Annotated in this window: 14 protein-coding genes; 7 read left to right on the top strand and 7 right to left on the bottom strand. The window is 72.2% G+C overall.

The features are described 5' to 3' along the window. Nucleotides 1–231: 231 nt before the first annotated feature. Both ACIRDU_RS06410 and ACIRDU_RS06415 read right to left on the bottom strand, forming a co-directional pair. Nucleotides 232–1,320, bottom strand: a complete 1,089-nt coding sequence (locus ACIRDU_RS06410; RefSeq protein WP_403575362.1) for a LacI family DNA-binding transcriptional regulator — start codon at nucleotides 1,318–1,320, stop codon at nucleotides 232–234. A gap of 497 nt (nucleotides 1,321–1,817) precedes the next feature. After that, complete coding sequence (locus tag ACIRDU_RS06415) at nucleotides 1,818–2,831, bottom strand: hydroxyacid dehydrogenase (RefSeq protein ID WP_403575365.1); 1,014 nt, start codon at nucleotides 2,829–2,831, stop codon at nucleotides 1,818–1,820. A gap of 430 nt (nucleotides 2,832–3,261) precedes the next feature. Here ACIRDU_RS06415 and ACIRDU_RS06420 point away from each other — a divergent pair, with 430 nt between their 5' ends. The 7 genes from ACIRDU_RS06420 to ACIRDU_RS06450 all read left to right on the top strand — a co-directional run bounded on the left by ACIRDU_RS06420 (nucleotide 3,262) and on the right by ACIRDU_RS06450 (nucleotide 14,400). Next, nucleotides 3,262–4,611, top strand: coding sequence for an extracellular solute-binding protein (locus ACIRDU_RS06420; protein WP_403575368.1), 1,350 nt, complete (start codon nucleotides 3,262–3,264; stop codon nucleotides 4,609–4,611). Beyond that, entirely contained in the window at nucleotides 4,608–5,603 is a 996-nt protein-coding gene (locus ACIRDU_RS06425; protein ID WP_403575371.1) for a carbohydrate ABC transporter permease, read from the top strand. The genes ACIRDU_RS06420 and ACIRDU_RS06425 overlap by 4 nt, the downstream gene beginning before the upstream one ends. Then, entirely contained in the window at nucleotides 5,600–6,463 is an 864-nt protein-coding gene (locus ACIRDU_RS06430) for a carbohydrate ABC transporter permease (RefSeq protein WP_403575374.1), read from the top strand. Before ACIRDU_RS06425 ends, ACIRDU_RS06430 begins: the two co-directional genes overlap by 4 nt. Before the next feature lie 45 nt (nucleotides 6,464–6,508). Then, on the top strand, nucleotides 6,509–8,029 hold the full coding sequence (locus tag ACIRDU_RS06435; protein WP_403575377.1) for a glycosyl hydrolase family 28 protein: 1,521 nt from the start codon (nucleotides 6,509–6,511) through the stop codon (nucleotides 8,027–8,029). 56 nt (nucleotides 8,030–8,085) lie between these two features. Then, nucleotides 8,086–11,424, top strand: coding sequence for an alginate lyase family protein (locus ACIRDU_RS06440; RefSeq protein ID WP_403575380.1), 3,339 nt, complete (start codon nucleotides 8,086–8,088; stop codon nucleotides 11,422–11,424). A gap of 27 nt (nucleotides 11,425–11,451) precedes the next feature. Continuing rightward, nucleotides 11,452–12,693, top strand: coding sequence for an alginate lyase family protein (locus ACIRDU_RS06445; protein WP_403575383.1), 1,242 nt, complete (start codon nucleotides 11,452–11,454; stop codon nucleotides 12,691–12,693). A gap of 102 nt (nucleotides 12,694–12,795) precedes the next feature. Next, entirely contained in the window at nucleotides 12,796–14,400 is a 1,605-nt protein-coding gene (locus ACIRDU_RS06450) for a carboxylesterase/lipase family protein (protein WP_403575386.1), read from the top strand. A gap of 92 nt (nucleotides 14,401–14,492) precedes the next feature. On the opposite strand, the gene ACIRDU_RS06455 is transcribed toward ACIRDU_RS06450, so the two are convergent. Genes ACIRDU_RS06455 through ACIRDU_RS06475 form a run of 5 tightly spaced genes read right to left on the bottom strand, consistent with a single transcriptional unit; the run spans nucleotide 14,493 to nucleotide 22,675 of the window. Further along, the gene (locus ACIRDU_RS06455; RefSeq protein WP_403575389.1) at nucleotides 14,493–15,086 is read right to left on the bottom strand and encodes an SLATT domain-containing protein; all 594 of its coding nucleotides are present in this window, start codon (nucleotides 15,084–15,086) and stop codon (nucleotides 14,493–14,495) included. Nucleotides 15,087–15,112: 26 nt separating this feature from the next. Beyond that, entirely contained in the window at nucleotides 15,113–16,465 is a 1,353-nt protein-coding gene (locus ACIRDU_RS06460) for a hypothetical protein (protein WP_403575392.1), read from the bottom strand. Next, on the bottom strand, nucleotides 16,462–17,637 hold the full coding sequence (locus ACIRDU_RS06465) for a hypothetical protein (protein ID WP_403575395.1): 1,176 nt from the start codon (nucleotides 17,635–17,637) through the stop codon (nucleotides 16,462–16,464). Before ACIRDU_RS06465 ends, ACIRDU_RS06460 begins: the two co-directional genes overlap by 4 nt. Next, nucleotides 17,634–19,268, bottom strand: coding sequence for a hypothetical protein (locus ACIRDU_RS06470; RefSeq protein ID WP_403575398.1), 1,635 nt, complete (start codon nucleotides 19,266–19,268; stop codon nucleotides 17,634–17,636). Before ACIRDU_RS06470 ends, ACIRDU_RS06465 begins: the two co-directional genes overlap by 4 nt. Next, a complete protein-coding gene (locus ACIRDU_RS06475; RefSeq protein ID WP_403575401.1) occupies nucleotides 19,265–22,675 on the bottom strand; it encodes a hypothetical protein in 3,411 nt (1,136 codons plus the stop codon). The genes ACIRDU_RS06470 and ACIRDU_RS06475 overlap by 4 nt, the downstream gene beginning before the upstream one ends. Between the last annotated feature and the right edge of the window lie 10 nt (nucleotides 22,676–22,685).

Here is a 22,685-nt window from a genome sequence, read left to right on the forward strand (position 1 = left end):
CTGCGGCACCGCTCCGAGATGCGGCGGGGGTGGAGGCGCGGCGTGGGACGGTTCGTAAAGTCGGGGGAAACCGGTTACGTAACGCACGCTGAACGGCGGGGTGCCGCACCACGGTACGGCGGAGGTGCTGTCCACCCGGGGCGGACAGCCACCCGCGGGGAGCGGACCGCTGTCCGCGTCGAGCGGGCAGCCATCCGCATGGAACGGGCAGGATCCGCGCGGAGGGGCCCGCTATCCGCGTGGGGCAGGCGGCTGGACCGAGTTGCGGACCACGACATGGGTGCCCAGCACCAGATGGTCGCCGTCGGCACTCTTGCGGCGGCCCGCGCCGCCCTCGCGCCGATCGGCCACCGCCCGCAGCGCGACCCGGCCCATCTCCTCGTACGGCACGTGCACGGTGGTCAGTTGAGGCGTGAGCTGCGAGGCCAGCGGGATGTCGTCGTAGCCGACGATCGACACGTCCTCCGGCACCCGCAGGCCCGCCGCGCGCAGCGCCTGCATGGCGCCCGCGGCGACCACGTCCGTCCCGGCCAGCACCGCCGTGAAGTCCGGCGTCTCGTGCAGGGCCGCCTCGACGGCCTCGTACCCGTGGTCGTAGTCGTACCGGCCGTGCCGCACCAGCCCCGGGTCGAACGGCACCCCGTACGCCTCGAAGGCCCGCTGGGCGCCCCGCAACCGGGCCTGTGCGGTGGTCAGTTCGGCGTGACCCGGCAGGACGAGGACGCGGCGGTGGCCGGCCGAGAGCAGGTGGCTGGCCATCGCGTAGGCACCGCCCTCGTTGTCGTAGTCGACGGTCGTCGCCGGGACGTCGCCCTCCAGCGGCGGCCGGCCCACCAGCACCAGGTGTGAACCGGCCGCGTCCAGGGATCGGGCGAAGCGGGCCATGCGCAGCTGGTACTCGTCGTAGTCGTAGGCGCCGCCGAGCAGGATCACGGCGGCGACACCCTGCTGGCGCATGAGGTTCACCAGCGCGAGCTCCCGCTCGGGGTCGTCGCCGGTCGTGCCGACCAGGGAGAGCCAGCCGCGCAGGGTGGCCGCGCCCTCGACGCCCTTCGCCACATGGGCGAACGCGGCGCCGGTGATGTTGTTGATGAGGATCGCCACCGTCGGTGTGCCGCCGCCGGCGAGCGAACGGGCATGGGCGTTGGTGACGTAGTCCAGGTCCCGGACGACCTTCATCACCCGGCGGCGCAGCTCCTCCGACACCGGGTAATTGCCGGACAGCACCCGCGAGACGCTGGCCACGGAGACGCCCGCGCGCTCCGCGACATCGCGGATGGTCGCCCGGCCGGCGTCACTCGTCGCCTTGCGCTGACTCACCCTTGCGGCTCCTTCTCCGTAGTGACCCGGTCCGCTGCGGCCCGGTGGTGTCGGCCCGGCCGGTGGCGGACCGGGGTGTTGCGGCCGGTGGGGTGGTGGTTCGGGCCGTGGACCCCGGGGCTCGGTGCGCCGGCCGTGGCGCCACAGTCCGTGGTGCGTCGGGCCGAAGCGCCTCGGCCCGATGTGCCCCGGCCTGCCGCGCCCAGCCCGCCGCGCCCTGGCCCGTTGCCACCGGCCGGCCGCACGACGCTGTTCCTGCCGTGCGGTCCGGGCCGGTCGGGAACCGACCCGCCACAACCCCGGCGTTCCCACTCCCGATCTTCCCGACGCTCCCGGCCCGGGCCTTCCGGCCCGATCGAACCTTCGAGCCGATAGCGCCGGCCACCCGGGCCGCCGGTGCGGAAACCGTATCCCATGGTTCCCCCAGGCTGGAGGGGCTGTGGACAACGGAACGAAGTGCCTGTGGGCAACAGGGGCCACGCCCTGCCGTCCCGGCGTCACGCCACCCGCGCCAGGTCGGCGTGCCGCACCTCGTGGAGCGGTGGTGCACCCGCCGCGAGGCGCTCCAGTTCCTCGACGACGATGCGGCCGAGCCGCTCCAGTTCGTTGCCGAGGGAGCCGGCGATGTGCGGCGTGAGGAACACGTTGGGCAGGTGGTACAGCGGCGACCCGGGGGGCAGCGGCTCCGGATCGGTGACGTCCAGCACCGCGTTCAGCCGGCCGGAGACCAGTTCGTCGGTGAGCGCCTCGTGGTCGACGAGCGCGCCGCGGGCGGTGTTGACGAGCACGCCGCCGTCCCGCACCAGGGCGAGCCGGTCGCGGTCGAGCATGTGGTGGGTCGCGGGGATGTCGGGGGCGTGCAGGCTCACGATGTCGCTGTGCCGGAGCAGGTCCTCCAGCGACAGCGACTCGGCGCCGAGGGCGGCGGCCTCGGCGGGGCTCACGTACGGGTCGTGCAGCAGGACGGTGAGGTCGAACGGCCGCAGCAGTTCCAGCAGCCGGCGGCCCACGCGCGAGGCGCCGATGACGCCGACGCGACGGCCGAGGTTGCCGGTCGCCGCGGTCTCGGCGGGGCCCGGGTAGGCGTGGGTGCGACGGAAGCGCTCGCGGTGGTCGAAGGCGTCCTTGCCGAGCAGCAGGATCATCGCGAGCGTGTACTCGGCGACCGGCAGGGCGTTGCCCGTCACCGCGCTGGACACCTTGACCCCGCGTTCCCACAGGGCCTCGCCGACCAGGGAGCGCACCGAGCCGGCCGCGTGCAGCACGGCGCCGAGCTCCGGGGCGGCGGTGAGGACACGGGCGTCCAGATGCGGGCAGCCCCAGCCGGTGATCAGCACCTCGGCGCAGGCCAGGGCACCGGCCCCGGCCGGATCGGCGAAGTCCCGCACCACCAAACCGGGGTCGATGTCGGCCGTGCGCCTCAGCCGCTCCATCAGCGGCGGAGGGAAGAGCAGCGGGAGGTGCACCGGGTCCATCGCGAACACGGCCCGCGGCAGCTGAGGGCTGGGCATGACTCTCCTGGAGCAGAGGACGGAAACATTTTCAGAAAGCGTCTTCTACGGTAGATCCGCCGGGAAGCGGTGGTCAATCGCCCGGCTGGGGCGACCTTGGGGGGTGTCGCTACGGGTACGCCTCTGCTCCGTGGCCACAGATCAGGATGGTTTCCGGAAATCGATTACTAAGGTTTCGGTGGCGAAGGGTCAGTCACGGGCGAGCTGTAGTCGGTGCTACGCGGCGCAGGAGAGGCCTACAGCAACCGGTTCCCGTCCCCGGTTCCCACCCACAGTCTTTTCGAAAACTCGCCCGGGCTCTTGACGCGTCATCCGGGCCGGAAGAAGCTCTGCCCCACCACAACAACCGGTTGCCACAGCGACCATCCCCGGCCGGTGCCTCGTCATCTGGCCGCTATTTCGAACAGCAAGAGCAGGAGGTGGTGCGTTCATGCACCCACGTGCCGGTGCTTCCCTGGGCCGCCGCCGTTTCCTCGCCCTCTCGGCTGCCGGCGCCGCGACCGGCGCGGCGTCGCTGAGCGGCTGCGCGATGCAGGTCTCCAGCGGTGTCAGCGGCGGCGGGGAGACCGTCACGGTGATGGCCAAGCCCGACGACATCTCCCCGGAGCTGGTCCGGCAGGCCCAGAAGGACATCGGCGTCAAGATCGTCACGGTGCGGTACGACATCACCAAGCTCATCGGCATGATGACCAACGGCGCCCCGCCCGACCTGGTGCGCGGCGTCGGAGCGACGGACGCGCCCTACTTCGCGGCCCGTGACGTGATGGAGGACCTGGACCCCTACTTCGCCCGGAGCAGTGTCCTCGAGGCCGACGACCTCGACCCGGTCAACGACCTGTGGCGTTACGACGGCCGCACGCAGGGCAAGGGCCCCCGCTACGGCATGGCGAAGGACTTCTCGCAGGACTCCATGTTCTGGTACAACACCGCTCTCTTCGACAAGGCCGGTGTCGACCACCCGCCGGAGACCGAGCCGGTCACCTACGAGGAGTGGCTGGAGAACGCCAAGCGGCTCACCCGGCGCAAGAGCGGCCAGACGGTCGTCTTCGGCGGCAGCTACAACGGCGTCTCCACCCCCAACCTGCTGGCGAGCCTGACGGTCGCCGCCGGCGGAAACCTCTTCACCGACGACTTCTCCCGGATCGACTTCACCACCCCCGAGGCCCGCAAGGCCCTGGCCTGGTACGTCGACTACGGGCGGAGCAGGGTCGGGCCGAGCATCGTCCAGCCCGACCCCAACGCCTGGGACGGCCCGACCTATCAGGCGAGCCGGATGGCCATGTCCAACTCGGGCTACTGGCTCGGCGGTCTGATCAACACCGACAAGAAGCTGGCGCCGCTCTCCCGCCTCGCCCCGGCCCCGGTCTTCGCGGGCGGCCGGCGGGTCAGCCCCTGCCAGGCCGGCACCGGATTCTGGATGCCGAGCAAGGCGAGGAACAAGGACGCCGCCTGGCGGGTCTTCGAGTGGTTCTTCGGCGAGGGGCCGGCCAGGGCCCGCGCCGCCGGTGGCTGGGGCATCCCCACCCTGAAGTCGCTGCGCCCGCTGATGCCCGCCCGGGAGGACTACCAGAAGCGGGTGCTGAAGGTGCAGAACGCCGAGCTGAAGCACTTCTCGGTGATCGCCTTCACGCCCTACGCCTCGGCGGACTCGCTCTACGCCCTCTTCAACCAGGAGGCACCGGCCGCGATGAACGGCCACCTGTCCGTCGACGCCCTTGCCGGCCGCCTGAACTCCGTCATGAACGAGCAGCTGAAACGCGGTAAGGAGCAGGTGGGATGACGGCCGACCAGATATCCGTCACCGGGACGCCCGGCCCGGCCGCGAGCGCCACCCGTACGACACCGGCCGAGCGGCCCCGGATCTCCATGACCGGCCGAAGGTATCGCGCTTTCTACCTGTTCACCGCGCCCTGGATCATCGGTTTCCTGCTGCTGACCATCGTGCCGATGGCGTACGCGCTGTGGCTGAGCCTCACCACGTACGACGGCATCTCGCCGCACTGGCGGTACGTCGGTCTCGGCAACTACACCGAGCTGTTCTCCGATCCGCAGACCTGGAATTCCCTCGGCCGCACCGGCCTGTTCGCGATCACGTCGGTGCCGCTGTCGATCGTCGCGGGGCTAGGGCTGGCCGTACTGGTCAACCGGCCGATCAAGGCCCGCGGGCTGTTCCGCACCCTGCTCTATCTGTCGGCCGTGGTGCCGCCGGTCGGCGCCGGCCTCACCTTCAAGGCGCTCTTCGACCAGAACTCCGGTGCCGCCAACGGCGTCCTCACCCTCTTCGGCTTCGACGCGCTCGGCTGGCTCGCCGACCCCTACGCCCGCTACGTGCTGCTGATGAGTGTGCTGTGGGCCGCCGGAAACGTCATGATCATCTCGCTGGCCGGGCTCCAGGACGTGCCCCGCGAGCTGCACGAGGCCGCCCGGATCGACGGAGCGAGCGCCTGGCGCACCTTCCGCAGCATCACGGTGCCCCTGCTGTCTCCGGTGCTGCTCTTCCAGACCGTGACCGGTGTGATCGCGTCCGTGCAGACCATCATGCCGCTGCTGCTGACCCCGGACGGGACGACCGCGGGCGTCACCGCGCTGCCGCAGTCCAACTACCTGTACATGATGCACGTGTTCTCGCAGTACTTCGCGCTCGGCCGTTACGGCTACGCCTCCGCACTGCTGTGGGTGCTCTTCGTCCTGATCCTCATCGCCACCGGGCTCATCTTCAGGTTCACGTCCGGCGTGGTGTTCTACAACGTCGACCCGGAGGCGAAGAAGTGACCGCCACCAGTCTGCCCCCCGACTCCGCACCCCGGGTGCGGATACGCGTCCACCGCCTGGTCCTCTACACGGTCCTCGTCGTCATCACCGGGCTGTTCGTCGGCCCCTTCGGCTGGCTGATCCTCAGCGGTCTGAAGACCCCGGCGGAACTCGCCGCCTCGCCCGTGCACTGGCTGCCCACCCACGTCCAGTGGCACAACTTCGCCGACGCCTTCCACCTGATCGACTTCCTCGGCTACGCCCGCAACTCCCTGATCATCGCGACCGTCTACGCCACCCTCGTCACCCTCAGCTCCGCCTGGGTCGGCTTCGGCTTCGCCCGGCTGGAGGCCCCCGGAAAGAAGACGCTCTTCGGCATCCTCATCGGCTCGATGATGCTGCCGCAGATGATCACGCTGCTGCCGACCTACCTGATCTTCGCGAAGCTCGGCATGGTCGACACGTACTGGCCCTGGGTGCTGTGGGGCCTGGCCGCCGCTCCCTATCTGGTCTTCCTGTTCCGCCAGTTCTTCGCCGGCCTGCCCCGGGAGCTGGAGGAGGCCGCGATCATCGACGGCTGCGGCTACGGCACGATCTTCTGGCGGATCTTCCTGCCGCAGTCCTGGCCGGTGCTGTCGGCGAGTTTCGTGATCGCCTTCACCTGGTCCTGGGGCGACTACATCGCCCCCCAACTGCTGCTCTCCACCGACAGGTCCACCCTCGCGGTGGCGGTCATGTCCACCTACGTCACCTCGGCCGGCACCCCCGTGGCCAACCTCCAGGCCGCGGCCTCCGTGATGTACGTCGTGCCGATTCTGCTGATCTTCCTCGTCGCCCAGCGCGGGTTCGTCGCCGGGATGTCCACCTCCGGCCTCAAGTAGTTCTGCCTGCCTTTCACCCTGTTCCTGTTTCGCAAGGAGTCGCAGATGCCCCCGTCCCTGTCCCGCCGCAACGCCCTCCAGGCGGCCGGCGCCACCGTCCTCGCCGCCGGGCTGACCAACCTCACCGCCACGGCCGCCGGCGCCGACGACACCGCCACCGCACCGCAGCTGGTGACCTACCCCCGTCCGTCCGCCATGCCGACCAACACCAGCTTCAAGGTGCGGGTGCGCACCGCCCCCGACGGCGAGTGGCAGACGCTGGACATCTGGCGGCCCCAGCTGGGAGAGATCAACCCGACCACCGGGTCCAGCAAGATCTACAACTCGTCGCTGGCGTACTTCGACTTCCAGGGATCCGTCGAGGTCGAGGTCACCTACCTCAAGGGCGGCACCACCAAGGTGCGCGTCAGACCGGACTCCTACGGCATCAAGCCCGAAGTGGGGGGTGACACCCTGCGCTTCACGCTCGACCGGCCGCGCAACGTCGTCGTGCAGATCAACGACGACATCTTCGACGTCCTCCACCTGTTCGCCCGCGCCGTCGAGAAGAAGAAGCCCGCGCAGGACGACCCGAACATCCTCTACTACGGTCCGGGCGTCCACACCACCGCCGACGGCTACCTGAACGTCCCCTCGGGCAAGACCGTGTACCTCGACGGCGGAGCCGTCCTCAAGGCGACCGTCGTCTTCCGCAACGTGGAGCACGCCGGGATCGCCGGCCGCGGTGTGCTCGCCGGGACCACGGCCGGCGGCGCCCTCGTCGAGAGCTCGCGGAACATCTCCATCGGAGCCGTCACCGTCCTCAACCCGAACGGCTACGCCGTCCAGCTCGGCGAGGCCACCGGCGTCACCATCAAGGGCCTCGGCTCCTTCAGCTCCAAGGGCTGGGGCGACGGCATCGACATCTTCTGCTCCAGCAACGTCGTCGTCGACGGCGTCTTCATGCGCAACTCCGACGACTGCATCGCCATCTACACCCACCGCTGGGAGTACTACGGCGACACCACGAACATAACCGTCCGCAACTCCACCCTGTGGGCGGACGTCGCGCACCCCATCAACGTCGGGACGCACGGCAACAGCGACAACCCCGAGGTCCTGAAGAACCTCACCTTCAAGAACCTCGACATCTGCGACCACCGTGAGCCCCAGATGGGCTACCAGGGCTGCATCGCCCTCAACCCCGGCGACAGCAACCTCATCAAGAACGTCAAGGTCGACAACGTACGCGTGGAGGACTTCCGCTGGGGCCAGCTCATCCACATGCGGGTCATGTACAACACGAAGTACAACACCTCGGTCGGACGCGGCATCCAGAACGTCTACGTGAAGGACCTCTCCTACACGGGCAAGCCGCTCGCCACCTGCCTGCTGCTCGGCTACGACGCCAAGCACGCCATCCAGGACGTCACGTTCGAGAACCTCGTCGTCAACGGCACGGTCATCGCCGACTCGATGAAGAAGCCGACCTGGTACCTCACCACGGACACCATCCCGATGCACGCCAACGAGCACGTCCTGAACCTGAAGTTCCTCACCACCGCCGAGGCGGCCGCCGCGTCATGAGCACCGACTCCCCGAGCGCCGGCCCCGTGAGCGCCGGCCCCGTGAGCACCGGCCCCATGAGACCCACCGCACCGAGTCGCCGGGGCTTCCTCGGCGGTGCCGCCGCCCTGCTGCTGGCATCGGGCGCGAGCGGACTGCTGGTCCCCGGCACCGCCCGGGCCGCCGGCCAGGACCGCGCCGCACCGCGCGCCTTCACGCATCCCGGCCTGCTGCACAGCGCCGACGACCTGGCCCGTATGAGGACCGCGGTCGCCGCCAAGGCATCCCCCGTGTACGACGGTTACCTCGCCCTCGCCGCCCACGCGCGCTCGAAGGCGACGTACGCCGTCCAGAACACGGGCCGGATCACCACCTGGGGCCGCGGCCCCGCCAACTTCCAGAACCAGGCCGTCGCCGACTCGGCCGCCGCCTACCAGACCGCGCTGATGTGGTGCGTCACGGGCGAGCGCGCCTACGCGGACAAGTCCCGGGACATCCTCAACGCCTGGTCGGCATCCCTCACCGCCGTCACCGGAGCGGACGGGCCGCTGGGCGCCGGGCTCCAGGCGTTCAAGTTCGTCAACGCGGCCGAGTTGCTCCGCCACACCGGTTACGACGGCTGGGCGAAGGAGGACATCGCGCGCTGCGAGGAGTCGTTCCTGCGCGTCTGGTACCCCGCGATCTCCGGCTACATGCTCTACGCCAACGGCAACTGGGACCTGACGTCCGTCCAGTCGATCCTGGCCATCGGCGTGTTCTGCGAGGAGCCCGCCCTCTTCGAGGACGCGCTCAGGTTCGCCGCCGCCGGGGCGGGCAACGGCAGCGTCCCGCACCGTATCGTCACGGACGCCGGGCAGGGCCAGGAGTCCGGGCGCGACCAGGGGCACGAGCAGCTCGCCGTCGGCCTGCTCACGGACGCCGCGCAGGTCGCCTGGAACCAGGGCGTCGACCTGTACGCCTTCGACGGAAACCGGCTGCTGAAAAATGTCGAGTACGCCGCCCGCTACAACCTCGGCGGCGACGTCCCCTTCGTCCCCGACCTGGACCGCACCGGCAAGTACGTCAAGACGTCCGTCTCGGCGATCGGGCGCGGCACGCTGCCCCCGATCTACGAGATGGCGTACGCGCACTACGCCGGCGTCCGCGAGTTCGACACCCCGTACACCGAGGCGGCCGTCTTCCGCGGCGCCGGAGGTGCCCGCGTCGTCGAGGGCAGCAACGACGACCTGCCCAGCTGGGGCACCCTCACCTTCGCCGGCACGAAGGCCCCGCCGCCGTCCGTGCCCACGGCCCCGGCCGGTGTCACGGCGGTCGGCGGCGACAGGTCCGTCACACTGGCCTGGCTGCCGTCAGTATGGGCCGAGTCGTACACCGTCCTGCGGGCCTCCCGTGCCGACGGGCCGTACGAGGAGGTCGGGAGCGGGGTCGTCGAGCCCGCGTACACCGACCGCCGAGCCCGCCCCGGACGCACCTCCTACTACACGGTCGTCGCGGTCAATTCCCAGGGGCGCAGCGCGAGTTCCGCATGGGCGGCCGCGGTGCCCGGGCTCCCCGCCCCCTGGTCCACCCGGGACGTCGGGGCCGTCGGGATCCCCGGCTCGGCCCTGTTCGACGGGGAACGGTTCGTGCTGGAGGCGTCGGGCACCGCCGACACCCACCGGCTGGCCTACCTGCCGCTGCGCGGCGACGGCACCGTCACGGCCCGGATCGTATGGCCGCTCAGCTCCCAGTACTCCAAGATCGGCGTCACCGTACGGGCCGGCCTGGACGCGGACGCCGCCCACGCGGCCATGCTGATCCAGGGCCTGCCGCTGCACACCTGGAGCGGTGTGTGGAGCGTGCGGGTGAAGGCCCAGGGCGCGATCAGAGGCACCGGCAGCACGCCCGTGCCGCCCTCGCAGCAGCAGGCGATCACCACCGGCGCCGCCTTCCCGATCTCCTCCCTCGGTGACCTTCCCGAGTCGGCGACCCCGCTCGAGGCCCCGTACGTCGAGGGCGCGGGCGACGGCTACCGGCTGCGCATGCCCTACTGGGTCCGGGTGACCCGCCGGGGCGACCGCTGCACCGGTGCCATCTCGCCGGACGGCACCCACTGGACCGAAGTCGGGTCCAGCGAGGTCGAGTTGGGCCGAACGGCCTACGTCGGTCTCACCCTCACCTCCTGCCTCGGCCTCGACGAGGACCACGCGGAGACCGGCACCGGCGCCTTCGACAACGTCAGCGTCACCTCCCGTACGGGCGGTGAGGTCTGGTCCGTGCCACGCCCGGACCGGACCGCGGGAGACCTGCGGGCCACCCAGGGCGCCGACGCCGTCGAGCTGACCTGGACCGATCCGGACCTCTCGGCCCGCTACAGGGTGCTGCGCTCCACCTCCGCCGAGGGCCCCTTCGAGACCCTAGCGACCGGCATCGGCGCCGTCGGTTTCGGCACCCGCATCCGCTACGCCGACGCGACCGGCAGGCCGGGCACGACGTACCACTACGCCGTGGCGAAGACGAACCGCGCCGGACACGGCCCGCTGTCGGCTCCGGCGAAGGCGGTCATGCCGACGCCCGCCCCGCCGCGACTCACCTCGTCCGCCGTGGCGTTCACGAACAAGGGCGCCCCCTTCAAGCACCTCCTGCGAGCCACGCACGAGCCCACCCGCTTCACCGCGCAGGGGCTCCCCGACGGCCTGCGACTCGACCGGCGCACCGGCCTGATCTCCGGAACCCCCACCCGGACCGGCGAGTTCACCGTCACCACCACCGCGGGCAACGCCGCCGGAGACGCCTCCGGCACGCTCACCCTCACGGTCGGCACCCCGCCACCCGCGCCCTGGACCCACGGCGACCTGGGCGACGTCGTCCTCGACGACCGCGCCTACGGCACCCTCGGCGTGGTCGCCGTCCGGGCCCCCGGCAGCACCGCCCACGAGGACGGGACCTTCGTGGTGCGGGGCGCCGGGACCGACCTCTCCGTCAACAACCAGGGCATGACGGGCCAGTTCGTACGACGGCCCGTCAGCGGCGACTGCGAGGTCACCGCCCGCCTGGTCTCCCGCGCCGGAACCACCGGCGACCGGGTCGGCCTGCTCATGGCCAAGTCCCTGTCGCCGTTCGACCAGGCGGCCGGGACGATCGTCACCGGCGGCACGAGCGCCCAGCTGATGCTGCGCCCGACCGTCGCCGGAAAGTCCACCTTCACGGGCAACGCGGCGGTCACCGCCCCCTGCCTGCTGCGGCTGAAGCGCACCGGGACGCACTTCACCGCATCCGCCTCGACCGACGACGGCGCCACCTGGACCCCCCTCGCCGAGGGAGACCTCCCCGGCTTCGGTGACGCCCCCTACCACGTGGGCCTCGTGGTCTGCTCCCGCGACCCCCTGACCCGCAGCACCACCGAGTTCGACGAGGTGAGCATCACCCCCATGTAGTCCTCCACCGATGGGAGAGCCCCCCCCATGAGCCGCACTTCCCCCCACACGCACCACGAGGGCGGCCGGGTGAGCCGCCGCGGTCTGCTCAAGACCGCCGGTGGCCTCACCGCAGCCCTCGCCCTCGGCGCCACGGCCACCACGGCCGGTGCCGCCCCCGCCACGTTCACCCACCCCGGCATGCTCCACAACGCCGGCGACATCAACCGCGCCAAGGTCAGGGTCGCCGCGGGCGACGACCCCTGGCTGTCCGGCTGGAACAAGCTGACCGCCAACTCCCACTCCCAGTCCACCTGGACACCCCGAGCGACGGCCACGATCATCCGCGGCGGCACCGGGGAGAACTACCCGCAGCTCTACAACGACATCGCGGCCGCCTACCAGAACGCGCTGCGCTGGCGGGTCGGCGGCACCGAGGCCAACGCCCGGTGCGCCGCGAACATCCTCAACGCCTGGTCCCGCACCCTCACCACGGTCACCGGCAACGCCGACCGCTTCCTCGCCGCGGGCATCTACGGCTGGCAGTTCGCCAACGCCTGCGAACTCATGCGCGACTACACCGGGTTCGACCTCGCCGCCGCCCAGGACATGATGGTCAGAGTCTTCTATCCGCTCAACAACCAGTTCCTCACCGGCCACAACGACGCCTGCGTCACCAACTACTGGGCCAACTGGGACCTGTGCAACATGGCCTCGGTCATGGCCATCGGGATCCTCACCGACGACGCCGCGAAGTACGACCAGGCCGTCACCTACTTCACGTCCGGCGCGGGAAACGGTTCCATCCAGCACGCCGTCCCGTTCCTGTACAGCAACGTCGAGGGCTACGACCTCGGCCAGTGGCAGGAGTCCGGCCGCGACCAGGGCCACACCGTCATGGGCATGGGCCAGATGGGCGCGCTGTGCGAGATGGCCTGGAACCAGGGCGACGACCTCTACTCGTACGACGGACGCCGCTTCATGAAGGCAGCCCAGTACGTCGCCAAGTACAACCTGAACATGAGCGTTCCCTTCACCACCTACACCTGGGGCACCGGCCAGAACTGCGCCCAGCAGTCGCAGACCGTGCTCGGCGCCACCTCCCGCGGCCAGGTGCGCCCGGTGTGGGCGATGCTCCACTACCACTACGGGCGGCGGCTGCTCCTCGACGACACGTACATCTCCCGGATGTGCTCCTCCGTCGCCCCCGAGGGCGGAGGGGGTGACTACGGCACCACCAGCGGCGGATTCGACCAGCTCGGCTTCGGCACGCTGATGTACGCGAAGTAACCCGAACAGCCCTCACACCCGCTCGTGCACCGGAATACCGGGCCACAATGAGTTGCTCTGATCTGCACGGTGCACGAGCGCGGTGAGGAGGCTGGTGGACGTATGACGGCAGACCGGACAGACCCCGTGGTGAGCACGCCCTACGGTGCCCTGCGGGGCCGGTACGAGCGTGGTGTCGCGGTCTTCCGCGGCATCCCGTACGCCGCCCCTCCCTTCGGCCCCCGCCGCTTCCGCCCGCCCGTGCCGCTGCCGCCCTGGGACGGTGTCCGCGACGCCGGCGACTTCGGCCCCACCGCGCCGAAACCGCCGTACTCCGACGCCTTCGCCCACTACCTGTCCGACCCGGTCGTGCCCGGCGACGACTGCCTCAATCTCAACGTCTGGACTCCGCAGCCCGACCCCGGAGCACGCCTTCCCGTCCTGGTCTGGCTGCACGGCGGCGCCCTGACCAGGGGTTCCTCCGCCGTGCCCGTCTACGACGGCCATTCCTTCGCCCGCGACGGCGTGGTCTGTGTGTCCATCAACTACCGGTTGGGCGTCGAGGGCTACGGACTGTTCCCCGACACGCCCCCGAACCCCGGTCTGCGCGACCAGATCGCCGCACTGACCTGGGTGCACGAGGCCATCGAGGCCTTCGGCGGCGACCCCGGACGCATCACCCTCGCCGGCCAGTCCGCCGGCGCCATCAGCATCGGCGCCCTCATCGCCGCCCCGCAGACCCAGGGGCTGGTCCGCCGGGCCGTCCTGCAGAGCGGGCCGCCCGAGGCGTCCGAGCGGGCCAAGGTACGACGGATGGTGCGCCGGATGGCTTCCCGGCTGAAGATACCCGCCACCGCCGAGGCCTTCGCCGCCGTCGACCGCGACCTGCTGCTGCGCACCCAGGCCGAAGTGGGAAGACTGAGCAGCCCGGTGGTCGGCGGACCCGCCTTCGGCCTCGTCATCGACGGCGACGTCGTCCCGCGCCACCCCCTGGAGGCCCTCACGGACGGCGGCGCCGCCCCGGGCGTCGAGCTGCTGCTGGGCTGGACCCGCGACGAGTACCGGCTGTGGCTGGTGCCGGGCGGCCTCCTGGAGCGCGTCGACCGCCTCGGAGCCGTCGCCTTCGCGGGCGCCATGGCCCGCTGCCACTGCGGCAGCGAGGTGCCGCGCGGCTACCGCACCCTGCACCCGGAGGCCGGCACGGCGGAAACCGTCGGCCAGCTCGTCACCGACCACCTTCTCCGCATCCCCCTGCACCACCTGGCCGACGCCCGTACACAACCGTCGTACGTCTACGAGTTCGCCTGGCCCTCGAACCTGCCCGACCTCGGCGCCTGCCACGCGCTGGAGCTGGGCTTCGTCTTCGACACCGGAGAGGTCGCGGAGTCCCGGAAACTGGCGGGGGAGGGCGCCCCGCAGGAGCTGGCGGACGCGATGCACGCGGCCTGGGTGCGGTTCGCGACGGACGGCGACCCCGGCTGGGAGCGGTGGAACGACGACCACCCGGTGCGGGTGTTCGGAGACCGCGCACCCGGCGCCGAGGACACCGTGGCCTACACGGCCTACGGCCCCCGGGACCGTGAACTCGCCCTCTGGCAGGCCGACGCCCTCAGGCCTCCGGAACCCCCGCCCGTGCCGGTCCCGGCCGACGCTTCACCCCTCCGCAGCACGGAACTGCGTTCAGCCGTACGGCGCCTCCGCCGCTCGGGCGCACTGCGCCGGCACTGACGGTGCTGCTGTGTGTCAGCGAGCCGGCGACCGACGCCACAGCGGGGACGGTGTGCGCCCTGGACATCCCCGCTGCTGCCGCCGCAGGAGGCTCAGGAGCCCGGGGAGAGCGGGTGGGGGTTGGGGGTGGTGGGTGTAGTGGCGAGGGGCTCCGGCGCCGTGCCGGCGCGGTCCACCGCGTAGGTCTGGCCGCCGTGCTCGATATTGGCCTGGGCGCGCCGGTACGCGCGGCGGCTCGGCGGGTCCGCGGCCCGGTTCTGCTCGTCGCGCCGGGCGGTCAACTCCGCGAGCACGGCCCGGGCCTCGTGGACCGGCAGCCCCGGGAGGTCCACGGTCCGGGTCTGCCGGGCCGCCGTCTGCACCTCCAGGTAGGCGTTCGCGCACGTCGTCGCGTGCGTCATGCGCTGGGGCGCGTTCACCGTGGTCATGATCGCGCCGAGCCCGGCGGAGACGAGCGCGAGGATGCCGGCGGCGATGCGTCCCGTCGACTCCACCAGGGCGGTCGTACCGGCCACCGCGGCCAGCAGGCTGGTGGGAATGCCCATCATGAGGTGCACGCTCCGCCAGTGTTTCGCGGTCTCGAACTGCATCTGGGCGCTGTACATCGCGCTTTCCTCGAGCCTGCGGAGTTCATCGGCGATCGCCGCCCGCCGGGGCCCGGGATCGGCTTGTGGGCTGTCGGCCACGGTGCGCCTCCTCGTCGTCGTCCGGGTCAGCGGATGCCGTCCACCCGGTAGAGCCGCAGGGCCACGGATACGGGGTGGTCGGGCGGAAGGGCCGTCGCCGCCGCCTCCCACAGGCGCTGGGTGGCGGTGGAGGACGAGTGCAGCGAGGGCACCAGCTCGGCCGCGGGGACGGTGCGCAGGGCCGCGAACGGCACGGCGGGCTCGTCCGCGACCAGGTCGAAACGGTCCGCCGGGGCGAACAGGTCGAGGACGCCCCGCAGAGCCCCCTCCCTTCGGCGCAGGGCGATCCAGAACCGGCTCGGTCGCGCGTCCGCTGGGCGGACGAAGAGGGGTGCCACGAGGTCGTCCGAAGCCGCGCTCCAGGCGCCCCCGGCCGCGGCGGAGGGCTTCGGGAGCGTCAGCTTCACCTGCACCCGGCCTCCGGGGGTGTGCTCCACCCGCACCTCGAACAGCTCGTCGCGGACGGCCTTCCGGTAGGTGCTGCCGGTCGTGCGGGCCGCCGCGGGCAGCACGGGGTCCAGCCGGAGGGAGAGGGACGGTGAGCGTCCGGTCGGTGCGTCGGTGTCCAGCCGGGAGGCGACCACCCGGGCCGTGTGCCGGAGCAGGGGGTCCCGGGTGCTCAGCTGTTCGGCCAGCCGCGCGAGCCGCCGGGCGGTGGGGCCGGGGATCCTCTCGGGCGGGGCGGCCAGCAGACCGGTCAGCAGGGAGGCGGCCTCATGGCGCAGGGCGGCCGGGTCCCGTCCTTCCCGCATCCCGCGTTCCAGGACCGCCAGGGGCCCGGCCAGGCGGGTCGCCGCGGGGGTGAACCAGTGGCGGAGTTCGTGCCGGGGCCGCTCGGCGGACGGGGCCCCGCCGAGCAGGGTCAGGACGTTGCCGGCGACGGTGTCCAGTTCGGCCCAGGGCAGCGCGTGGAAGAGGACCGGGGGCGGGTCGGTCTCGACGGCGAGCCGGTGCAGCACGGCATGCCTGAGGTCGAGGCTCTCCCCGGCGAGGACACGCACGACGTCCTGATCCGCGGGCGGGGCGTCCCACCGTTGCTCGATCCGTGCGACCAGGTCCGTGCCTTCCCTGCTCACCCGCACAGGTCTGCCGTAGTCGTCCAACTCGACGTAATGGATGCCGCGTTCGGGGTGATGGAGAGCCAGGGCGGGGACGACGGGGCCGTCGTCCCGGCGGGCGGCGACACGCGTTCTCCGCCAGGCCGGGTCCTGGAACACGGGGAGCGTCCGTGCGTCGGTCCGTTCGGCTCCGTCGTTCACGGGGCCGGTGATGCGCTGTGCCCCGGGCTCGGAGCCGGCACCGGCAACGCGTGCGACCCAGCGGGCGAGGGGGCGGTGCGCAGCGCGCGCGGTGTCGCCGTGCCGGGGTTCGCCGTTCATGCGGGGCTCCCCAGCAGCGTCTTCAGCAGAGATTCCACGCCCGGCCCCAGCGTGCTCGCCACGGCCGTCTGCCGGTCCGCGGGGACGCCGCCGAGGCACTCGTGGTGCAGGGCCTCCACATGAGCCCAGGCCTGGTCACCGCGCTCGCGGACGTGGCCGGCAAGGTCGTCGGGAAACTCGGCGGTCCAGGCGCGCAGTTCGTGTGTGTCCACCGGGCCGTCGGCCTCCCAGCGCACCAGGAACTTCACCGCCCGCAGCGCCAGAGCGGCCCGGATCACGGGGTCGGCCGACCGGTCGACGGGCACCAGGGCGCGCCCCGGCACCGACAGATGCGCCAGGCCGCGCTCGCCCGGGTCGAGGACGAGGTGGCGCTGGACGTCGTAGAGCAGGGTGTTCACCGTGAAGTCCCGTTGCCCGCTGTCGGCGGCGAGGTCGGTGCCGGTGGCCGGGAAGCCGAAGCCGCCCAGTCCGAGGCCCCGGTACTCGATCAGCTCGCTGGACTGGTCGGAGCCGAGCACGGTGCAGACGAGACTGTCGGGGCTGACCGGCGTCCTCAGTTCGTAGGTCTCGCCCTCCTCCTGAAGCGTGCGGCGTGCCAGCTCCGCGAAGCGGCCCGCCGGTGCGGTCCCGGTCAGGTCCAGGTCCCGGACGGCCTCGCGGCCGTGGCCGGACAGGAGTTCCCGGGGTGCTCCGCCGCACAGCCAGAGCTCGTGCCCGGCCGCCCGTACCGTGCGGGCGATGGGGCGGAGCAGCCGGCCCCAGGACCCGTCGGCCAGGAGGTCGTTCACGGCCGCCGGGAGACACGGTGACCTCCGGGCGGCGGGCACGACGACCCGCTCCGGCAGTCTGTCGTGGGGGAGTCGCTCGTCGCCGGGGCCCGTAGGCCTGACCACGGGGACGGCGCGCTGCGGGGGCGCCGCGCGGCCGCGGTCCTCCTCCGTCAGGAGCCGGTCGTGCTCGCCGGACGGCTCCCCTTCCCGGGGTGACACGTAGGCGAAGCCGGCCACGCGTTCGCCGTCCACCAGGTCTCCCACCATGACCGCGCCGTCCGGCGCGCGCAGTTCCACCGCCCCGGGGGACGGGGAGTACGGCGGGCAGTTCCGCCCGCAGTGGCACTCCGGTGCCTCGGCCTCGGCCGTACCGGCGCCCTCGACATCGTCCGTGCAGGTCACGGTGCGTACCTCCCCACCCACAGGGCCTTGCCGCCCGCCCCTGTCCGCAGCTGCAGCCGCTGCTCGGACTCCGCTTCGTAGACCTGGCCCTCGTAGGTGCCGGTGCCGTCCGCCACCGGGATGTCCAGCAGAGCGATGTCGTGGAGCTGTTCGGCGGTACAGGTGATGTCCCGCTCGGGTTCGTCGACGCAGCGGTGGGCCGCCAGCCCGGGGAACACGACGCCGTTCTCGGTCAGGCCGGGGTGGCTGCTCAGCAGCCGCACCACCGCGCGGCGGCCCTCGGCGGTCCGCAGCGGCGCCCGGGTCTCGTCGTCGCAGTGGTCGCACAGGTCCAGCAGGCGTGCGACGTCATCGGCCCCGGCCGCGTCCCTGATGCGCTGCGCCAGAGCCCGCAGGTGTGCCGGGACCGGTTCGCCACGGTCCGTCGACTTCGCCACCCCGGTCTGCCCGGGCTGTGCTGCCGTGGCGGGTGCTGCCGCCTTCGCGCTCTCCGCCGGGGTGAACACGAACGCCGACACCCGGCTGCCGAGGACATGGCGCACACCGTGCCGGTCGGTGAACTCCAGGTCCCCGAGGAGCGGGAGGTGGAACTCCTCATCCTTCCGGGGCCGGGGCCGCTCGGGCACCAGCAGCCGTGCGATGCGCTTCTGGGCGCCGTAGCCGACCGCGATCATGCCCGAGCCGATGAAGCGCCACTTGCCGTCGCGCAGGTGGTACGACACGAAACGCCCGGGAGGCGCGGCCTGACAGCCCACGATCGGACCGAAGGTCGCGGTGACGCCCGCCCCGGCCCAGGCGAAGCCGGTCACGGAGACACGGTCCTCCAGCAGGGCGCGGGCCATCGCCGCGTCGGCGGGACGCTCCGGCTCCTGGCGTCCCTTCTCGCCGTACGCCGCGAACCGCATGGTGCCGACGTTCCAGCAGGCTCCGCTCGAGTCGGACGAGGACCAGCCGATTCGCCGCCCGTCCGGAGACTGCAGACCCTCGTTGAACGACGTGGGCGCACCGGCCGGCAGAAACGGCCGGACCGTCCCGGAACGGTCGGCGGCGACCAGCTCGTACTGGCCGCGCCCCGCCTTCTCCTCGGGCAGCATGCCGGCGATCGTCACCGCGTCACGACCTCCGGCGGCGACCCTGGCGTAGTCCGGCTGCGGGACGCTGAGCTGCGCGCGCCGGACCTGCCCGTCGGCGGCGAAGAGCATGAGTGCGTCACCGTCGGTGGTCAGGGTGGCGGCGTCGTCGCCGAGGAAACCGACTCCCCGGCAGGCGCAGGGCGTTGTCCGCTCGCGGCCCGTCGCGATGTCGAGACGGTGCAGTCTCCGCCCGTCGGGGCTGTCGTTCTCGTCGTCGATCCACGCCAGCGCGGACCCGTCGGGGGACCACCGGACATCGTCGGCGGCTGCGCTCAGCCGCGCGCCCCGCCACGTCCGGCCGGCCGCGTCCGCCAGGACGATCTCCCGCGCGAGCGGCCGGACGAAGGCGAGGACCGGGGAGCCGTGGGCGGCTTTCGGTTTGTCGCCGGCGCCCGGCGCGTCGCCCCCGCCGCCCGGCGCGTCACAGCCCGCCCCCAGCAGCGCCGCTCCCGCGACCAGGGCCGCGGCCCATCTCACCGCTGCGGCGCGGCTGTTCACTCGGCCACGTCCTTGCACAGGTCGATGTACGACACGGACTCGTCCACGTACCTCTCCCACTCGTCGCGCGACAGACCGCCGTCCGCCCAGTCGCACATCCGCTGCTCGAGCGAGCCCTCGGTCATCTTCCAGATGTTGACGGAGCCCGGCTGCTTGTGTTCGCGCTCGGGGGGCAGTGAGGCGCCGGCGAGATAGGCACCGTCACCGGACCACTCCACCTGCACCACGTCGGTGCCGTTGATGTCCCGCAGCGGCGGCATCGCCTGCTGCCCCGACGTGAGGTTGTGGACGAGGACGCGGTCGCCCATCGCCGTCGCCACCAGCCGCCCGTCCGGCGAGATCGCACTGTCCGCGGCGAGGTCACCCGGGGGCAGCCGCAGGGCCTTGCGCACGGGCGTCAGCTTCCTGGCGTCCAGCACCTTGACGGTGTTGCCGGCCCGGGCGAGGGCGACGAGCCGCGACCCGTCCGCCGAGACCGACAGCCGTACGACGTCGGGGGCGGCGACCGTGTGCAGCCGCTTGCGGGTGACCAGGTCCACCCTGACCAGCCGGGCGGCCCGGCCCTCGCCCTCGGCGAACACGCCGGTCCTGCCGTGGATCGCCATGGCCGTGGTGCCGGGGGCGAGATCGATCGTGCCCAGGCGCTGCCAGTCGCGGGTCGACCAGATGCCCACGTCCCCGCTGACGTGCCGCGCCACCAGCAGGTGGGCCTCGGGGACGAAACGGACCGTGGCGACGATGCGTTCCTCCGCCTTCCGCCCGCGGTCCGCTTCGGGGGACATCAGCAGTTCCTGGAGGTAGGTGCCGTCCTTCTTCCACACCGTCACCGCCCCGAGGCCCCGGGTCTGGCCGGCGGAGGCCACGAACCGGTCCGACATGGTGAGCGCGTTGATGTACGCGGACGAGGCGGGGTACTCGACCACCGGCTCGTACGAGGCTCCCGCGGTGCTGACCAACTCCGGTACGGAATCGAGATCGATGGTGTAGGCGCCGTAGGAGCTGTTGGTCATGAAGTCGGTGAGCAGCAGGGTGTTCCCGGGGCCGAAGGCCACACCCGTGGACGGTTTCGCCGGGGGCAGGGCCCGCTGCACCGGGGCGTTGCCGAGCACGGTGACGCGGCCCTCCCCGGCCGTCACCACCGTGCCGTCACCGGCCCGCACGGCGGCGACGGACCGCCCGCCGCTCGGCACGGACAACGCGGAGGGAGCCCTGTCGAGGGCGGACCGCACGGGGATCACCGCCGTCCCGCTCTGCCCGGCGATCACGACGTCGTCTCCGTCCTGCTCCATCCCCTTGGGCCGGGTGGACAGGCCGCCCACCGGATAGGCGATCCTGCTGCGCGCGGCGCGGTCCCAGGCCAGGACCCCACCCTCCAGGGCCAGGGTCACCATGTCCTGGGACGCCCGCACCAGCGAGGCGGTGCCGGGGACCTGTGCGGCCGGGACGAGGTGCGAGGCCTTCTTCGACCGGAGGTCCACGGCGACCACGTCGTTCGTGGTGAGCAGCAGGACGGCCTGGTCGGCACCACCGCCGGGACCGGCGTAGGCGGGCACGATGTCCGCGCTGATCGACATCCGCCCCTGCGGCAGCAGGGCGCGGATCTTCTTCCCCGCGATGTCGCCGAGCCGCACGCAGCTCGTGACCGTGCGGCTGACGGGGTCGACGACGGTCAGGGCGCCGTCGTCCCAGACGGTGGTGAGCGAGGAGCCGTTCGACGTGAAGCCCATGCCCACGATCTCGCTGTAGGGACCGGTGCAGGACGGTGCCCGCACTTGTCCCAGCGCCTCGGGCGTGTCGCCCGACGAGTCGAAGAGCCTCAGGTCCCTGCCGTCGTGCGCGGCGAGGATGCCCGATTCGACGCCGCGGACGAGTCCGGCCGCCCGCCCCCGCACCTCGGCCAGCTTCCGCCCCGACCGGGTGTCCCACACGCGGATCGCGTCGTCACCGCCCGACGTGTACGCCCGGTGGCCGGCGTCGTCGACGGCGAGGACGTCGACGACGGTCCGGTCGGCCACCCAACTGCGCACGGTGTTGCGGTTGGTCTCCAGGACCTCCTGGACGGCGTCCTCGGCCTCCTTGTTCCCGGGGTCGATCTCGTACCCGGCCAGGGCCAGCAGCCCGGCCGTGCGCGGTTCGCTGCTCTTGAGGCGGACGGCCTGTGCGGCGAGTCCGGCGGCGACCGCCCGGCGGTTGTTCTTCTCGCTCGCGATGCCGGTGAGGCCCCACGCCGCGAGGGCGGCGACCAGACCGGTCGTCAGCACGCCCGCTACCAGCCGTGACGTCGCGCGCGTGTCGAGCCGGCGGGCCTGTTTGGCGGCCTCCTCCACGGTCACCGCCCCGACGATGTCGGCCCGGTCGTTGATCCCGCGGGCCCGCTCCTCGTCCCGTTTCGGCACCACGACCCGGTCGCCCTCGTCCACCACGCCGAGCTTGGTCTCGTAGCCGGTCACGGACTCGATGACGCGGGGGTTCGCGGCGGACACCGCGCCGACGACGGACGTACGGGGGTTGGCCCTGCGCAATCGCAGCGGCCCGAGCCGGCTGCCCCGGGTGCGGCCCAGCTCCGTGAGGAGCACGGCGAAGGCCGCGCCGAAGGAGGAGTCGCTCACGTGGTCGACGGGGCCGTCGCCGTCCCGCAGCGACCAGAGCACGGCACCGTCCGTCTTCGCGGGGCGCGCGGTCTGCCAGGCGTCGTCGAGTGAGCGCCGGAACCCTTCGTCGCCGAGGAACGCCGACATGGTGCGCGGATCCGGCAGCAGCGCCGAGGGCAGTCCGCGCACCAGGTCCAGCCGGAGCTGGAAGCGCGCGCCCACGGTGCCGCGGTCGGCCAGCACCGTCAGCCGGGGCCCGCTCAGGGGGTGGGGCAGCCCGCCGTCGAGAGCGAGCAGGACGACGGCCAACTGCGCGCGCGCCGCGGCGGGTACGCCCTCGGCGGTGAGCAGTGAGGCCAGCCGCTCGCCGTGCCGTGAGCCGGCCGGAGCGCTCCACGCGCCGGCCTCCGGCCCCACCGGCTGCGCGGCGGCGGCGCTGCTCAGCAGCCAGGAGACCCCGGTCCGCAGATGCCCTTCGGCGGCGTCGGCGTCCCCGGTCAGGGCGAGTCCGAGGGCGGCGCAGGCGCGTAACGCGCGGGCCGGCGCCGGTTCGCCGTCGACGAAGGGCGCGTCCGCGGCCTCGCGCAACTGGGTCCAGCCGGGTGCCTCGTCGAGGATGTCGTGCAGCGGCGTACGCCCGGTCATGACGAGCCGCAGGGTCTCTTCGTCGTCCTCGGCGACGCAGTGGGTGAGCAGACCCCACAGCGGCTGGTGTTCACCGGTGAGCCGGGGAAACAGCTCCCATTCGTCCGTCCCGGGCGGCAGGCGGTGCAGCAGTTCGCGGACCGCGGAGGGGAGCAGGCGTTCTTCGGCCACGACTGCCTTT

It is taken from the genome of Streptomyces sp. NPDC093598 (assembly GCF_044764825.1).
Classification (GTDB): Bacteria; Actinomycetota; Actinomycetes; order Streptomycetales; family Streptomycetaceae; genus Streptomyces.

Excerpts from the sequence above, each read along its gene's own strand:
- ACIRDU_RS06415 (WP_403575365.1), bottom strand. The coding sequence starts at position 2,831 with ATGCCCAGCCCTCAGCTGCCGCGGGCCGTGTTCGCGATGGACCCGGTG.
- ACIRDU_RS06420 (WP_403575368.1), top strand. The coding sequence starts at position 3,262 with ATGCACCCACGTGCCGGTGCTTCCCTGGGCCGCCGCCGTTTCCTCGCC.
- ACIRDU_RS06425 (WP_403575371.1), top strand. The coding sequence starts at position 4,608 with ATGACGGCCGACCAGATATCCGTCACCGGGACGCCCGGCCCGGCCGCG.
- ACIRDU_RS06435 (WP_403575377.1), top strand. The coding sequence starts at position 6,509 with ATGCCCCCGTCCCTGTCCCGCCGCAACGCCCTCCAGGCGGCCGGCGCC.
- ACIRDU_RS06440 (WP_403575380.1), top strand. The coding sequence starts at position 8,086 with ATGAGACCCACCGCACCGAGTCGCCGGGGCTTCCTCGGCGGTGCCGCC.
- ACIRDU_RS06445 (WP_403575383.1), top strand. The coding sequence starts at position 11,452 with ATGAGCCGCACTTCCCCCCACACGCACCACGAGGGCGGCCGGGTGAGC.
- ACIRDU_RS06450 (WP_403575386.1), top strand. The coding sequence starts at position 12,796 with ATGACGGCAGACCGGACAGACCCCGTGGTGAGCACGCCCTACGGTGCC.
- ACIRDU_RS06460 (WP_403575392.1), bottom strand. The coding sequence starts at position 16,465 with ATGAACGGCGAACCCCGGCACGGCGACACCGCGCGCGCTGCGCACCGC.